Origin of the sequence: Virgibacillus doumboii (assembly GCF_902806455.1) — a bacterium.
Taxonomy (GTDB): Bacteria; Bacillota; Bacilli; order Bacillales; family Amphibacillaceae; genus Lentibacillus; species Lentibacillus doumboii.
Window position 1 is genome coordinate 3,208,688 of sequence record NZ_CADCWQ010000001.1, and the last position, 15,453, is coordinate 3,224,140.

Below are 15,453 nucleotides of genomic sequence, written 5' to 3' on the forward strand. Positions count from 1 at the left end.
AAAATAAACATTGGAAGGCAATAAAAAAATGCCTGGCATTATTTTGCCAAGCATTTCCAGATTTATTCGTGGATTCCCTTTTCTACGAATATTTACTTTATCATGCTAAAGTGAGTTAAACTTTCTCATTTTTTTGGTTATGAAATCTTAACTGAAAGGAGTGTCGCCAATGGAAATGACAAAACTATTCAATTATTTCAATTTTTATAATAACATAAATACTTGGCGATTTCTATATTTTTTTTCAAATATTTTATTTAGTCATATCATAACCTTAATAATGAAAAAACATATGGTTGGACTCCACGGGGTTTAACCAAGAGATAATGCTTAATGCATTGTATGATTTTCCTTGGTGATAAGTATGGAAGAGCCAAGGTCTGAAATCGACATGGTTTTAAGCGTAATAAACCAACAGATGAAAGAAGAAGACTTTTTTAATAAGATCTCAGATGCCGATGGAAGATTAATTGTTGATTCAATGGCGTTACAGTACCTCAAGCAAAAACCTTCTTTATTAAAAAAGTTCTTACTTTCGTTATCTGTTGAAGGACGTATAAAAATACTTTTCTTAAAAGAAATGTTAGGAATGACACAAAGTGATTTTATTGCGAGATATGGTGTTACTTCCAAATATATTCAGTTCCTGAAAGGGCAGGACCAATATACTGAAAAGAAACCTAAAGCAAGCATACGAGACGTTACAAAAGCGAATGAACCACGAGATGATATACTTGCGACGATAGCCACTTTTACAAGAGTCCCTTTAACCTTACTAAAAAATGGAAAGCCTTTGCTAAATGATTGGCACTTTGACCATTTTAAACTACTACCTGATGCTCAGCTTACATTAGAAGAGCTCATTGACTATTTAAAATCAACTGAAGAAAACGCACAATTCTTTAATAATAAAAAACGTCATACACGCCCCCATTTTGATTATATCTATGACGTAAGAGGAATCATTTTACACCATTCCTCTACAAGTATTTATATACGAGCCTCTGTTTGGGAGCGTGGTGGATTTGTTGTAGAATTTTTTGGTAAATATAATCAATTAAATGATTTTGTTAAGGTCAAATCATCGTTAGAGGGATTTGAACCTCTCGAAGTCGGATATTGTCGAACGGTTATAGAGAATCACGCTCATATGATGGTTGTTGCCAAAAGCCATGCAAATCAATTTACTTATCCGATAGAATTTAAACGATTCTAACCAAAAAAAGGGTTGAACTCAGAGGAGTTCAACCCTTTGATTATTAATTTTTCTGCCAATCCTCTAATTATGAGGAGGGTTACTATGAGTGAAAAGGTAAAATTAAATAAAGTAAGTGAACTTGAGAAAAGAAAGAAAGCTATAGGGATATTGGAAACGTGGTTAAGAGAACACGGGGAATCGGATAATTATATATCGTATTGTAAAGAAAGGAAAAGTCGATAAAATTTACAGCCTAATACTATTTTTTTCAAAAATTATTAAGGAGGTTTATTATCATGAAAAGTACCAAAAAACAAAAGTATACCACTTGGGAGTCATTACCCGAAACCTTAACAGCCCTGGATATATCACAATTCCTCCGGATTTCAAGAAGAAGAGTTTACGAATTGTTTCAAATACATGTTGATAACGGTGGCATTCCAAACTTTGAGATAGGTGCCTCTAAAAGAGTAGATAAGAACGATTTTAAAAATTGGATTTCACAGAAAAAAGATACATCTAAGCAAACTTAGTTTTTTACAAATCCAAAACTCGTTAGATACTTTCATAATAAGGATAAACTTTGATTTTATTGTTAAAAGCGACGTTGTGCTCAATCGTAAATAAAAACGTCGCTTTTATTTTAAAGTACAATTTCAATATCAAATTGGGAACTACCATCAAATATTGTTTATACATATAAAATGTTATATTTTCTGGATTATTGCTAATAATACCTTAAAAAGTCAAAAAAAGAGGTATTAAGATGATTAAAGGCATTAAATTAGGGTTATCGTACAATCAAAAATCGATTCAGTCTATTGAACAAAATATAGAACAGGCGAATCAGGTTGAAAGATATTGCAAATCAAATAATATTAAACTTATAAGAAGGTATAGTGATTATGGGTCTCCAACACTTAATTTAATGAGACCAGGATTAAATGAATTATTGAAGTTCCTTGCAAATACAGACAATACAATTGATATTGTTATATTTAATTCCGTGGACCGTTTAGAAAGGGATTTTAGAAGAATAAATACAGTATTACCAAAAATAAATAAGTATGCCAATGAGGTAATTATTATAAAAAAGCACCCGAGTAAAACTCAATTTAGTAAATCTAATATTTTTTACGAGAAACCTTACTCTAACTAACTAATTGATGAAGTTGAATAATTACTATAAACATTCGAAAAAATCATCACCTTCTAGTTATTCTTTCCATTGTATTCTCTCCTATTATTCATATAAACATATCCTATAACAAGACTTAGAAAATTGCTTCGATGTACAGCTAATATTGAACAAGTGTGATTACAATCATTAACAGCATTCACCAGTAGGATTTATAAAAGTTCGATCAATGCCTCATAACAACATATATTGCGGACATAGTCAGAACCCATTTTAAGAAAAGGATTGATCAAAATGGTTCCATTTTAATTTTGAGTCGCCTTGCAAAAGGATAATAGAGCTTTGACCTTGCTTATTACATCAATAAAATTCAGTACTATCGTTTTAAATATCCCTTAATATTTTATTCTTTTCACCGATAATAAGTAAGGAATTAACATAGTTCAATATGAACGAAATTCGAAATAAGTAACCCAACTAAATAGTGAAAGCTATTTGGTGTGGTAAATGCTCTGGAAAAACTAAATAATACCGACTAAACTCTTAACTCAGATTGGAATGAGATGATAATGACAAAATATGGATCTTGTACATACTGTGGAAAAATTGAAGAATTAATCAATGGTATTTGTAATGAATGTTACGATGAAGAAATTAATCATTTAAAAGTAGTAAAAAACTATTTATTAAATAATCCTCATTCAAACGCGATGGAAATCTCATTATCAACAGATATACCCATCGATAAAATTACTCGCTTGATTAAAAAAGGTACAATAATGTAAATCGATAAATTCTTTTTAAAACACATAAATATCCAACTCTTATTATTGTTAAAAAGCTAGTTACTAGTTATACTAAGGAAACAAACCTAACTAATAGCACTAACTACAGACTACGTCATTTTTAGCATATTGTAATAACCACTGCATATAAAGCACAGAATGCGGGTATGCTAAAGAAGGATCCCCCTCTTACCATAAATGTTGGGACTTTCGCTTGCTAGTAAAGTGAAAGTCTTTTTTCTTTTTAATCTGTTTAATTTTTTTATCTTCATATTCTCCAAATCAATCTTTTGGTAAATTAATGGAATTAATCAGAGACATATGAGAATAGTTATTCTCAAAATCATGTAAAGAGTAATAGAGTCTTTAATTGTTTCAGCTCTTTCCAAGGGTTAATGTGGTCACTATGGAAATCACATCCATAATTAACTTGTAGCGGAACCATAGCTAGCTATTAATTGTCGCTTACATTTTGTTAGTTAAGTAAAAGATGAGTAAGTTATTTTCTTTATCAAGTACTGTCATTTTTAGTTTATTAAGATTGCACAACAAACCCCCACCCTTTTATGATGGGAGCTTGTTCTGATACTTTTTAATTTACTAATTCTTTCAATGCTTTCCCAGGTTTAAATGCAGGAGCATTTGTTGCAGCAATTTGAATTTCTTTCCCAGTTTGTGGATTTCGTCCTTTTCTTGCAGAGCGTTCTCGAATTTCAAAATTCCCAAATCCAATAAGCTGCACTTTATCTTTGTTTTTAAGTGCCTCAGTAATAGATTCAAATACTGCATCTACCGCTTTAGCTGAATCTTTTTTTGTAAGTTCTGTCGAGGCTGAAACAGCTTTAACTAATTCTGTTTTATTCATCGTTAAACACCTTCCTTTTTTAAGAACTTGCTTAAATAATACTATATTTGCCAAAAGATGACAAAAGTTTATATTAACGTGGAGTGGAAATATATTTCGAATTAAATCATAAACCCTTAATTGGATTTTGTATATCCTATACCTTTAGGGAAACCTGGATAATTCTGTTGCCTATTAATGTCTATTGTAATTAGTGTTTTTTCTACCTGTAACAATTTGTCTTTCTTTTTGTTCAGGATATGTTACTCAATGTCCGCTTCGACAAAATAAAAACTTATCTGATAGTATCGTGATTAAAAACTGGTTCCGGATTTTTCATAGGTTTTGTTCCTAATTGTTGTTTCTCAATCATTGCAATTGTCCAATTAATTCCTTTACAATCATTTTGTCAACCGACTTAACAAAGACGCATTATTATTTCTCCCGTTTGTTCGTTTAATAAAGTGTTCATATGGTCCTCCACTTGTTCTGAGTAAACCAATATTCCCTTTCAAATAGAAAACCCCAAAATAAGCACGAAGACAGCAATCTTCATGTTATTTTGAGGTTATGCCCTTGCAATTTATTTTTCTAATTAGATTATACTTCATGGTTATAAAAAATAGTAATTCCTAGAATTCTAACACCATATATTCTTATCTAGTAACAATATCTTCATTAGCAGCTTCTTGGTATTGCTGAACGATGTAAATAAACAAAACTTCATGAGATTCAATCGTTTTCAACACGTAATCCTCTATAATAAGACCATTCCTATACGGAATTTCGTCACCGCAATATTGACAACGGTGATATGGAATTCTTTTAACTATAATCACATGACCTTTAGGATTAATGTATTTCTTTGTTTTGAATACCTGGAATATTTCTGTTTTACATATACTGCAAAATCCATCCGCGTTTTCCATTGTAGTGTACCCTCCAGGATGACTATATAACATGAAATGTGAAATCGCAATTAAAAGTGTTCTGAATATAATAAAGATGGGAAAAAGGATGTTGTTCTTTAAAAGTGGGCAAATTTGCTTCTTGTGAAGAGTATTTTTGGAAAGGTAAATCTGGCTGATTGTTGAACAAAAGGATCATTTTCACAAAACATTTTATCAAACTTTAATATATCTATTGTTCTTTATTTCTAACAATCAATCTTCATTAAAAATTATTAAACTTTATTTCAATGTCACAGCTGTTTCATTTTATTGTCACAATTCTATTAATCAATATGGTATTAAAACCGCTATAATTGTTTTAAAGTATTCAAAGTAGTATATTAGTTTTTAAGATTTCATGAAAGATAAGGAGCCTTATATGTCACAGTCAGCCAACAATAAGGTGAATTTAACACACCTTATTGAACAAAAAAGAGAGCAAATGTTTAAAACAGCAGCTACTCATGGTATGAATCATCAATTAACCCTAAAGTGTAGCCAAGAACTTGATAAGTTAATTCTTGAATATCAAAAACTATCAATTTAATAATAGGTTTTTGGACATCCATTTTATACAAGAGCCATAATAGTTTTTATCATCCAAGATTCCCATTATTCTCTTAGGGTAACCGTCTGATTTCCATTTTGTCTACGTGGTTAAAATTATTTTTTTGTATTCATCGATGGCTTTATTCCTTCAACTGTTAAAACATCACCAAGTGTTGTTACATCCAGATTCAAAACACGTCCTGCCTTTTTCAATATTTCCTAAATAAGTTGAGGTCAGACTAATGGGGGTCGGCTACCATCTTTATAAATGTGGTTTAATATTTCCTAAGACAACTGAATTATCAAACGTTCTATTGTTTTCAAATCAAACCGAATATATGGAAACAGTACTTATGTAATTCCATGAAATGCATATCATAAATTATTAGTTTTATTTGTTTCAGCGCCTCCATTTTATCAATTCAAATACTAATTTATAAATCTAAAATAATCTTGGTGACAACCATCGACAATAATCTCTAAAGTCCCATTCCAAATCCGGGACTTTTGTATTACAATGTCCTTAATTACATTGTAAAATAACTAATAATGGGGTGATTTTATGGTTAATCAGCGAAAGCAACCAAATATTTTATCAAAGTTGTTCAACAGGGATACTAAAAACATGAATAAAGACAATTTAGACAGGAATGACATACTGGATTATTATGCTTCATTAGCTATGCATCACCCGGACTTAATCGTTATTATTTCACCCGAGGGGAAGGTGATTTCTCAAAACAAGGGCAGTATGAATGAATTTTTGGGGTATTCCCCTGATGAAACAATTGACCATAAAGAATATTTACCGAAAAAATCCTATCATAATCTCAAGTATGCTTTTTACGAAGCAATGAAAGGCAATACAAGTAGACATGAGATTACTTTATTAAATAAATATGAACAAATCATCCACGCAGTCGTTTCCGCTATCCCGATAAAAAAGGCAGATGGCGATGTGAAAGGTGTATATTTCATTGTCCGTGATAACACGGAACATAAACAAACTATGGAGTTGTTGGAATTACATAAAAGTCACTTGGAACATGCGCAACAAATTTCCAAAATTGGCAGCTGGGAATATTTAATTGATGAAGATCATTTAACTTGTTCCGATTATTTCTATGATATATTCGGATATACCCAAGATGAATCCGACACAATGGCTAAGCTATTTGAATTTGTTTACCCGGATGATTATGACAATGCCTATAATGTGGTCACAAAGGCCATTGAAAAAGGCGTAAGTTATGTTTGCGACTTTCGCATTCGCCACGGAGAAACCGGTGAGTTGCGTTATTTAAAATCACAGGCTGAGGCTGTTTGGAAAAATAATAAACCTTATAAACTTGTAGGAGTAGTAAAAGATTACACAACCCAACAACTTTTGGAAAATAAAATGGAAGAAACCAAACAAAATACAAAACTATTATTGGATAATTTGACTGTTGGTTTTTGGATGAGAAACCTATCCACTGGAGAAATGGATTATATTTCTAATGGGGCTGAAGAGTTACTTGGATATCCATTACAAGAACTATACGACATGCCTGATCTATGGGAAAAGTTGATCCATCCAAAAGATAAAGAGATTACACTGAATAGACGAGAGTTAATGATGAATGGCGAAATAGTTCGGGATTATTACAGGATTTTATGTGGTGATGGAACTACGAAATGGGTTGCTGACCAAACCATACCATGGACAAATGATAGTAGCAAAGTAACACATTCATTCGGAATGCTTATTGATATTACAGCTGAAATGGAGATGCAGCACCAACTAGAATACTTTTCCACACACGACCAGCTAACCGCCCTGCCGAATCAGCGCAGTCTATATAGTAAAATAGATGAATTATGTAAAAGTGAATCAGGTAGGAATTTTGCATTGTTGTATCTGGATTTAGATCGGTTTCAACTTATTAACGATTCACTTGGCTATCAAATAGGTGATGAAGTTTTAAAGAAAGTAGCAAACGGATTATTGTCAGCAATTGCGGAGGGGGCATACCTAGCACGTATTAGTAGTAATGATTTTATTGTGGTGGTTGAAGACTATTCCACACAGGAATTCATTTTTCAAATGGCTGAACGGATTATCGAATCCATTGAAAAGACAATTACTGTTGATGAATATGAGCTCCATGTGACAACAAGTATTGGTATCAGTTTTTTCCCGGAAGACGGTAATGATAAGCTATCGTTAATTGAAAGTGCCCATGCTGCCTTATACCGGGCAAAACAATTAGGAAAAAACAATTATCAGTTGTATTCTTCTTCTAAAGATATCACATCATTTAAGAAGTTTGTGCTTGAACGGGATATGCGTAAAGCAATTGATAATGAAGAATTTGAAATATACTACCAGCCACAGGTAGAAACGGATACCGGAGTTATAACAGGCGCAGAAGCATTAATTCGTTGGAACCATGCCGATTGGGGTCTTGTATCACCGGGTGAATTTATTCCGTTGGCCGAAGAAAACCATCTTGTCCATCAAATTGGTGAATGGGTTATCGAGAATGTGTGCAGACAAATACGAATGTGGAAAGATCAGGGATATAATATCCGCCCCATTTCAGTCAATTTGTCTCCCATTCAGTTTATGAAAAAAGGGCTTGTTGAATTTGTAGCTGAACAGCTATCGCGCAATGATTTACCGGCAAAGTACCTGGAACTGGAAATCACCGAGGGGTCATTACTGAAAAACGAAAAGGTAGTATTAAACACTATGGAAGGATTAAGAGGATTGGGTATTAAAGTTGCCGTCGATGACTTTGGTACCGGCTATGCATCAATGGTCTATTTACGGGAATTTAATGCTGATACGATTAAAATTGACCAAATTTTTATCCAAAATATAGCAAATGAAAATGATAAAGATAGGGCAATCATTTCGTCAGTTTTGCATTTGGCAAAAGGTCTGGGAATGAAAGTTATCGCCGAGGGTGTTGAGGAGTATGACCAACTTGAATTTTTAAAACAAAAAGAATGTGACTTAATCCAAGGCTACTTATTTTCTAAACCTGTTCCATTGGAAACACTTGAACAAATGCTCCAAACTGGATATCTGAAGCCAACGAAAAGAAAAATAGAAAAAGCGCCTGAAGAGGAACGTAGAAACTATTATCGTCTTGAGTTCCCTTCACCGGTACTTGGTGAAATGACCATTATAGAGATAAATAAACGTAAAGTAAGTCTAGGATCAGCTGACGTACTTATTGAGGACATTGGCCTTGGCGGTCTGAAAATTGTTTCCTCATTGAAACTTCCTGTTAACTCAGAAATTAAACTTAATTTCAAAGTTGAATTGATAGGCGAGGAATTTCAACTGAATGGCCATTTGGCATGGAAAAATGAAGCAAAGGGCGATACATTCTTTTATGGCATCGAATTTAACATAACTGAATCGGAAGAAGATCGTTTAGCTGCTGTTATTAATAAGATGAGTGTCCTATTAAGGGCGAACAACGACATCCCAGACACAAACTTTATTAATCAAAATCCATATGCGTATATTAGGAAAAACCATACGTAATTTGAAAGCTGTCACCTGAAAGGAGACAGCTTTTTTGGCTTTTCTTACCAAGGCAATTTTACTGAAATTATTTAATAAAGTATAAAACTTAAATGACTAAAAAATAATAAATAGAAACTAGACTAATGATTACGGTAACTACAATGTACCACCTCTACCATGTTTTTTACCAGCAGTTGCCACAAAATTTACCACTTGCTGTAAATGCGTTTACCAATAGGATAACTTCAATGGTTTTGAAGTGAAAAAGCCCTAAACTCTCCTTTTTTTTACTAAGGAATTAGGCTTATGGTCTTCTGCAATCGCCCCTATTGTGGAAAGTAAACTGTACAGAATAACCTGACAAAATTATTCAATATCTAATAGTGAGGATGTGTGAAATTCTTGGATAGACCTTCTCTCGTTATCATATCGTTCAGTTACAGAACCGTTAGTTAGCTTATAAACAAGGCTCCTCCAAAATACCTGAGCAGGATAATTTGCTTCAATTTGAGTGATAATCCAATTACCCGGAAACATACGTATAAGTTCTGTTGCAGCCTTTTTCCCATAACCTTTGCCACTATATTTTGCAATGATAAAGAATTCGTGAAAGGTATTGGGAAAGGATTTTGATTCACTTTCTACAAGTGCAAAGCCAACATATTCATCTTTTAGCTTAATAAAAAATGCGTGAAAATTAGGGTTTTCCCAGTATCTATTCAAGTTAAATGGTTTAAATGCACCATCTTGTTCTAATTTAATTTCAGTAATAAACTTACTAAATTCATAGATATAGAATTGCATAAGGTTATGTAAAATGCTTTCCTTACCTTTTGTCGCTTTTTCTAAACTAAGCAATTCTTATGACCTCCTGCTTTATACACGAATTTCCGCGTGAGCACTTATTCCATAACCAAGCCGGATTCAGAAGGAAGCCCTGTTCGGCAAGCTTACCCTATTGTGGAATAACCATTTGCTAAAACAATACCACATTTCTCTCAATTTCTCTCGTAAGCACCTAAATTCTTAATCAACTAGCTGAGCCAATTCTTTTCTAGTAAAATTATCTAAGATGTGTTCGGATGTTAAATGTTTCTCATAAAGGCCACTTATGAGTAAATATCTTAAATTTGATTTAACTCCGTATTTTAACTCATTTAACCCACTACGAAGTACACCCTCTAATTTAGTAGCTAATTCTATAATGTCTTCTGTACTAACTAAGTAAATACCTTCTGCAGCATGTTGTGATGTATCCTTGATCTTATATTTAGGGCATACCATAACAAGTGTAACCTTCTCTTCATTCTCCAAATTATATTTCTCTTTCACCCATTTCTTATGCACAAACACTTGTCTTATATCCTCTAATGGAATATAGGCATCTTCATCTTCAATATTTGTCTTAGCTTCTAAAGATATCCATGTGTTATTAATGTTCCACACTCCATCTGGTACTCCTTCTTCATTAGGAGGTTTTTCTGCATAAAAACCTAGTATAGTACCTAAAGATTTAAGTGCAGGTTCATAAAATTGAGCTTCTTTGTTTCGCAATCCATTTATTATCTTTGCCCAATCTTTATCAAATTTTTTCTCCCTATCACCAAATGATTTTAAGTAATTACTTATTCGCTCAATTTGAAGCTCTAAACTTTCTGAGTAAATCTCATCCTGAATTTCATCACTAAAACTTATATCCCTTTTGTCTAACCATACTTTATTATCAGATGCATTTAAGCTATTGGTTAGATATTTTCTAGTCTTGTCTTCATCACGTTGCAGTGTAGATACACATGCTATAAGGTAATTCCACCACGCTCTATAACCTTTTAAGGTTTCATTTCTCCCTAGTTTTGTAAGTGTTTCATTAGCAGAATTGTGAGCTTTTGAATAATCTCCATTCCACAAGTTATATATAAATTCAATCTCATGGTTAGTAGAATTATATAATTGGACAGCATTTTTATTCGAAGAATCCATTTGTTTTTCTTCCATCAGCTTACTTTCTTGTCTTTCAAGGTAATTTTCAACCTTTTTCCAACTTTCCGTTTCATTAATAAATTCTTCTATTGAAGTATGCCATGATTCAATATCTTTAATAAAATCAATCTGATTAAAACCGAGGTTCATTTCAGCGTGAACATCAGCAGGTAGCAGGTTTATAAATTCATCTTTATACAAGTAATCGCCTACGTATTTCCCGGTAAATAAAACTACCGAAGAGTCATTCTTACTTCTAGTACATCTACCTAAACCTTGTATAATCCTTGTGGATAATTTACTATTTAATAGTTCCGTGGCATTAAGTCGGTCTTGAAGAAACTTTTCTTCAATACTAATAGCAACAGGTAAGTCATGAATGATTTCTAACTTACATTCATCGCCTTTTAAATCAATGCCTTCATATCTACCTGTCAGAGCTAATATTGCATTATCTTCTTCGGTAAATTTAGTTAAATCATCTTCAATATCACTATTCTCGAAAAGAGTAAATTCAGGTAATAATTTTTCTTTTGTCTCCTTTACTTTTCTCATGCTTTTTCTTGAAGGAGTCAATATGAGAGCTCTGTTGCTTTTAATAGCAGTTTCTTTTAATACTCTTTCCAATTCCTCTCCCTCAAAATGATCCTCAGGAAACATTATGAGTCTTCTGCCGGATACTTTATTTGAATGATTAGAAAATTTATTAATGTAATGAATATCCTGAACACCAAACATTCTTTCTAGTTCTCCAGATTTACCAATAGTGGCTGACATGTATATTCTTTCTTGAGGATTAACAAATGCTTGATGTACTTTATTTGGTGGTATTATAGGTTTAATAACTATATTTGAATGATTAACGAATATTTGGCATGAATGAAGACTGTTTCTGATTCTACTCCATGGATAATAAAGCTTGGTATCATCGGTGCGTGAATCTAACAAACTTCTAATAGAATCTGATTTTTTATACCATTGTGGAAAAGAAACAATATCTACTCCATCAGTCATAGGGTCATATGTACCGTGTATTAGTTTGTCATACACATTGGGTGAAAGACTATCTCCTAATGTTGAAACAAGAGCTTCAAAAATATCACTATATTCATGCCTATTAATATCAACTGACCAAAAATCATTTATTGCATACTCAGTTGCATGTGCATCATCAAAGATTATTAAATTTGAGTCATTAAACTTTGGATTAATATTGAAAATGTGCCCATAAGTTGTCACACATATTGCTTCTGACCTCTGGTACTTACCCAAATCAATTTGTGAGAAATTATCTCCCTTTCCAGTTAAAAGGACAGAAGAAATACCATATAAATCAAGTAATTGGTGAGTTTGATTAGCTAACTGCCTAGTAGCACATGCATAAACTACCCTCCAGTTATTATTTATTCGATTGTATTCAGATATAAGTCCACCAACAAGAGTCTTACCATGTCCAGATGGCATTTCAATTGCAAAGTCTGTTTTATTATCTCTATTAAGTTCATATTCTTTTAATGATTCACCTTGTTCATGAGAAAGTCTTTCCAGCTTGCCTAACTTATTAAATAAATCGATTGTATCATTATACTTACTCTCATCTTCATCAGGTATAAAAAACGGCACAGGATTTACCCCTTTCTTTTTAAATTCAAGAGTATTATAACATTATATGACTCTATAAATACATTTTTACTCTATGCTGAATAAGCATATAGACCAATAGAGCTTGAACTTGAAACTAAAATGTGACTATGGTCATATCCAAAACTAGGCAATGATATGAACCAGATCCCGTATATGAAAATCTTAAGGATAGGACTTCAAAATTACTTTAGTGATTTTTTGATTTATACTCCTTTATTTGATAAACCCATAAAGTCTGTGTTTGCTTATTCAATTCTTGTTAGCAATAGGTAAGCCTTTGAGATTATCTCCAGCTTTTCCCCTGCTCCACACGAAGCATGCAGGTTTCCCCGCACTCCGCGCTCCATCTAACGATATGTACTGGATGATAAGTTCCTCGTTACTTTCAAGTAGGAAAGGGCTACCGAACCTAACCTGAAAGCTCGCACTGTGTAAAATCACACATTCCTACCCGATCGGTGCGATGCACGCTTGGAAAACCACCGTTCCATTCGCTAGACTTGGGGCTGTTCCTCCACTTCCATTACAGAAGATTCTTTGGTCATACCCCTACCCTCACAAGGATAAATACCTTTCAGCATATGCCTTATAGCAAACGTTTCGAGTGACAGCTCTGTTCCAACGTTCCTTGCTTTCCAAGTCCCTTACAACGTAGCTATCGATACTAGACTTAGGTGCTTCCTATAAGCCTGTGAGCTGGATACCGCCGTTGTCCGGTATAGCCTATTTCAGAGGGCGCATTTTTACTCTACACCACTCACGCCATCGTTGGATGACACATAAGTTTCCCTATGTTCAATCTTTAGACCCGTACATTCGGAAGTTTGTCAGTTCCCTTTCGTGAGAACATTCTCACCATATCCAGTTTTTCAGCCGTGCGGCATATCCGTCGGCATACCTTCTCTGAGGAGTGGCTCCAGCCTTCGTTCTGCCGAATCACCTGTGCTTCATACCCCAAGGCCTGTCAGCCTTGACGCATGCAGGATTTGTTGACGGGATGGTTTCAGGAAACTTGGTTCCATTATTCCCACCCTCCGTTGTAAAGTTGAAATTCATTAAAATTCCCCGCATGTTCACGCTTCAATGCGTTTATAGCGGAACTTGTCGCGCGCGCCCGATTCTGGAATAAGCAAAACATTCGTGAACATGGGTTTTCCCACTAACTATTGGCTTTATTACGCCTATATTCGGCTTCCATTTCATCTTTAATTTCGCACTCTAATGTCCAAGCATTTTTTAAAAAAATCCGCTTGTAACCGCATTTAGGACATTTATACCTATATCTCCCAAAGTATGTTCTAGATACCTTCATTTCTCTGTAATCAACCTTGCAATATGGTCCATCTACCATACCAACGCTAATATCTAAGATCTCATTCGAGAGGGAGTCCTTACGCCTAACGTCAGCGTGAACTCTCCAATTAAATCCATAACCTCCTACCTCACCTTCTAAATCATAATTATCTCCTATACTCACAACCATTGGGTAAGGTGTTTGCAACTGCTCAATCTTTTTTCTAACAAGCTGGCGTATCAGGATAAAAGCGATTAATAACAATCCCCAATATATGATAAATTTATAGTTAATTATTGCGTTTGAAAATTCCTTTAGATTAAGATCCTTACCAAACTGTAAAAATTGAAAAGCATATGTAGTTATAAACGAAGCGAACAAAGAAGCCAATACACCAATAGTAAAATCCTTGAGACTAGAAATTGTAAACGGCACCCCTTTCTCTGTTAAATAAATTGGCCGACAAGGGAAAGTTATACGTCAAAGCGCCCTATTGTTGCACTATCATTCATGGCTTTATATGCACTGCTCTTATTTAATTTGCTTAAGGTATCTTGTAAAAGTCCAACCTTCTATAACTTCCTTATTTTCATAATCAGAATAAAGTACATAAGACCAATTCTTTTTCTTTTCAAGAATTTGTACCACATATCCAGTAGCTAATTTTCCAGCTATTCTTGAATCCTTTCGTTTCCCTTCACGTACTATAAGGCTTTCTTTAGTAACTATTCTAAAATTGTTTACAATTTGACGTGAAGCGTCCTTTTTCAATTCATCATTTACCCACTTTATACCAGCTCTTTCAGAATGAAAAGTGCCTTCTTGTTCATTATGTATATATGATTGCATTACTGGAATCACTCTATCTTCCGTAAATTCTACTACCTGTGCAAAAGCAGCAAGAAACATTATTAGGTGGTAAATAAAAATTAAAACACTCTTAATAGGTTTGCTTATTTTATTAGGATCCTTATTTTCACTAAGCTCTTCATTTAATATTTCCTCTGCATTTTCATTTTCCAATATATCATGTGCTTGCTCTAAATCTTTATTAGTTAACTTATAATTTGTCCAATCTATTTCCGCTATTTTATCGGAAAATGTAGCTAATGTTTCTCCCAATGATGTAATTTTGTCCACACCTAGCAAAGTTCTTTTATTTATTGCTTCTACAGCACTTACCATTTTGTTTATATCAGGTAAAGCTGCCTTGTTTATTGCTTCTACGGCGTTTGTCATTTTGCTTATGTCAGGTAAAGTTGCTTTATTTATTGCTTCTACGGCACTTGCCATTTTGCTTATATTAGGTAAAGTTGCCTTGTTTATTGCTTCTACGGCACTTGCCATTTTGTTTATATTAGGTAAAGTTGCCTTATTTATCGCTTCTACAGCACTTGCCATTTTGCTTATGTCAGGTAAAGTTGCCTTATTTATCGCTTCTACAGCACTTGCCATTTTGTTTATATCAGGTAAAGTTGTTTTATTTATCACTTCTATGACATTCTTCATTTTATCCCCAGTATTATAATTTGCCATTCTTATGCCTGC

Annotated in this window: 13 protein-coding genes; 7 read left to right on the forward strand and 6 right to left on the reverse strand. The window is 33.5% G+C overall.

Features of this window, described 5'->3' with window-relative positions; all coding sequences use genetic code 11:
* Nucleotides 1–364 precede the first annotated feature (364 nt).
* The 5 genes from G6R02_RS16040 to G6R02_RS16060 all read left to right on the forward strand — a co-directional run bounded on the left by G6R02_RS16040 (nucleotide 365) and on the right by G6R02_RS16060 (nucleotide 3,121).
* Complete coding sequence (locus G6R02_RS16040) at nucleotides 365–1,216, forward strand: hypothetical protein (RefSeq protein WP_164670233.1); 852 nt, start codon at nucleotides 365–367, stop codon at nucleotides 1,214–1,216.
* Between the two features lie 84 nt (nucleotides 1,217–1,300).
* Entirely contained in the window at nucleotides 1,301–1,441 is a 141-nt protein-coding gene (locus G6R02_RS16045; RefSeq protein ID WP_164670234.1) for a hypothetical protein, read from the forward strand.
* Nucleotides 1,442–1,494: 53 nt separating this feature from the next.
* Nucleotides 1,495–1,731 (forward strand): helix-turn-helix domain-containing protein, encoded by a 237-nt coding sequence (locus G6R02_RS16050; protein WP_164670235.1) that lies wholly within the window; start codon nucleotides 1,495–1,497, stop codon nucleotides 1,729–1,731.
* Between the two features lie 233 nt (nucleotides 1,732–1,964).
* Nucleotides 1,965–2,357, forward strand: coding sequence for a recombinase family protein (locus G6R02_RS16055; protein WP_164670236.1), 393 nt, complete (start codon nucleotides 1,965–1,967; stop codon nucleotides 2,355–2,357).
* 548 nt (nucleotides 2,358–2,905) lie between these two features.
* Entirely contained in the window at nucleotides 2,906–3,121 is a 216-nt protein-coding gene (locus G6R02_RS16060) for a hypothetical protein (protein WP_164670237.1), read from the forward strand.
* A gap of 592 nt (nucleotides 3,122–3,713) precedes the next feature.
* On the opposite strand, the gene G6R02_RS16065 is transcribed toward G6R02_RS16060, so the two are convergent.
* Both G6R02_RS16065 and G6R02_RS16070 read right to left on the reverse strand, forming a co-directional pair.
* Complete coding sequence (locus G6R02_RS16065) at nucleotides 3,714–3,986, reverse strand: HU family DNA-binding protein (protein WP_164670238.1); 273 nt, start codon at nucleotides 3,984–3,986, stop codon at nucleotides 3,714–3,716.
* 635 nt (nucleotides 3,987–4,621) lie between these two features.
* Nucleotides 4,622–4,894: a YgiT-type zinc finger protein gene (locus G6R02_RS16070; protein WP_164670239.1), complete on the reverse strand. Its 273-nt coding sequence runs from the start codon at nucleotides 4,892–4,894 to the stop codon at nucleotides 4,622–4,624.
* Nucleotides 4,895–5,294: 400 nt separating this feature from the next.
* Between G6R02_RS16070 and G6R02_RS16075 the strand changes: the two genes are divergently transcribed.
* Entirely contained in the window at nucleotides 5,295–5,462 is a 168-nt protein-coding gene (locus G6R02_RS16075) for an aspartyl-phosphate phosphatase Spo0E family protein (protein ID WP_164670240.1), read from the forward strand.
* A 627-nt stretch (nucleotides 5,463–6,089) separates the two neighbouring features.
* Nucleotides 6,090–9,005 carry an EAL domain-containing protein gene (locus tag G6R02_RS16080; protein WP_164670241.1) on the forward strand — a complete coding sequence of 972 codons (2,916 nt, stop codon included), beginning with the start codon at nucleotides 6,090–6,092 and terminating at the stop codon, nucleotides 9,003–9,005.
* A 348-nt stretch (nucleotides 9,006–9,353) separates the two neighbouring features.
* Here G6R02_RS16080 and G6R02_RS16085 read toward each other — a convergent pair whose 3' ends face one another.
* The 4 genes from G6R02_RS16085 to G6R02_RS16100 all read right to left on the reverse strand — a co-directional run bounded on the left by G6R02_RS16085 (nucleotide 9,354) and on the right by G6R02_RS16100 (nucleotide 15,441).
* A complete protein-coding gene (locus tag G6R02_RS16085; protein ID WP_164670242.1) occupies nucleotides 9,354–9,845 on the reverse strand; it encodes a GNAT family N-acetyltransferase in 492 nt (163 codons plus the stop codon).
* Between the two features lie 168 nt (nucleotides 9,846–10,013).
* The gene (locus G6R02_RS16090; RefSeq protein ID WP_164670243.1) at nucleotides 10,014–12,590 is read right to left on the reverse strand and encodes a helicase C-terminal domain-containing protein; all 2,577 of its coding nucleotides are present in this window, start codon (nucleotides 12,588–12,590) and stop codon (nucleotides 10,014–10,016) included.
* A 1,180-nt stretch (nucleotides 12,591–13,770) separates the two neighbouring features.
* A complete protein-coding gene (locus G6R02_RS16095; protein ID WP_246202591.1) occupies nucleotides 13,771–14,340 on the reverse strand; it encodes a hypothetical protein in 570 nt (189 codons plus the stop codon).
* A 96-nt stretch (nucleotides 14,341–14,436) separates the two neighbouring features.
* Nucleotides 14,437–15,441 (reverse strand): SH3 domain-containing protein, encoded by a 1,005-nt coding sequence (locus tag G6R02_RS16100; RefSeq protein WP_164670244.1) that lies wholly within the window; start codon nucleotides 15,439–15,441, stop codon nucleotides 14,437–14,439.
* Nucleotides 15,442–15,453 lie beyond the last annotated feature (12 nt).

Bases quoted from the DNA above. Each gene is read 5' to 3' on its own strand.
- G6R02_RS16050 (WP_164670235.1), top strand. From the start codon at position 1,495: ATGAAAAGTACCAAAAAACAAAAGTATACCACTTGGGAGTCATTACCC.
- G6R02_RS16075 (WP_164670240.1), top strand. From the start codon at position 5,295: ATGTCACAGTCAGCCAACAATAAGGTGAATTTAACACACCTTATTGAA.
- G6R02_RS16055 (WP_164670236.1), top strand. From the start codon at position 1,965: ATGATTAAAGGCATTAAATTAGGGTTATCGTACAATCAAAAATCGATT.
- G6R02_RS16045 (WP_164670234.1), top strand. From the start codon at position 1,301: ATGAGTGAAAAGGTAAAATTAAATAAAGTAAGTGAACTTGAGAAAAGA.
- G6R02_RS16060 (WP_164670237.1), top strand. From the start codon at position 2,906: ATGACAAAATATGGATCTTGTACATACTGTGGAAAAATTGAAGAATTA.
- G6R02_RS16065 (WP_164670238.1), bottom strand. From the start codon at position 3,986: ATGAATAAAACAGAATTAGTTAAAGCTGTTTCAGCCTCGACAGAACTT.
- G6R02_RS16080 (WP_164670241.1), top strand. From the start codon at position 6,090: ATGAATAAAGACAATTTAGACAGGAATGACATACTGGATTATTATGCT.
- G6R02_RS16100 (WP_164670244.1), bottom strand. From the start codon at position 15,441: ATGGCAAATTATAATACTGGGGATAAAATGAAGAATGTCATAGAAGTG.
- G6R02_RS16040 (WP_164670233.1), top strand. From the start codon at position 365: ATGGAAGAGCCAAGGTCTGAAATCGACATGGTTTTAAGCGTAATAAAC.
- G6R02_RS16070 (WP_164670239.1), bottom strand. From the start codon at position 4,894: ATGGAAAACGCGGATGGATTTTGCAGTATATGTAAAACAGAAATATTC.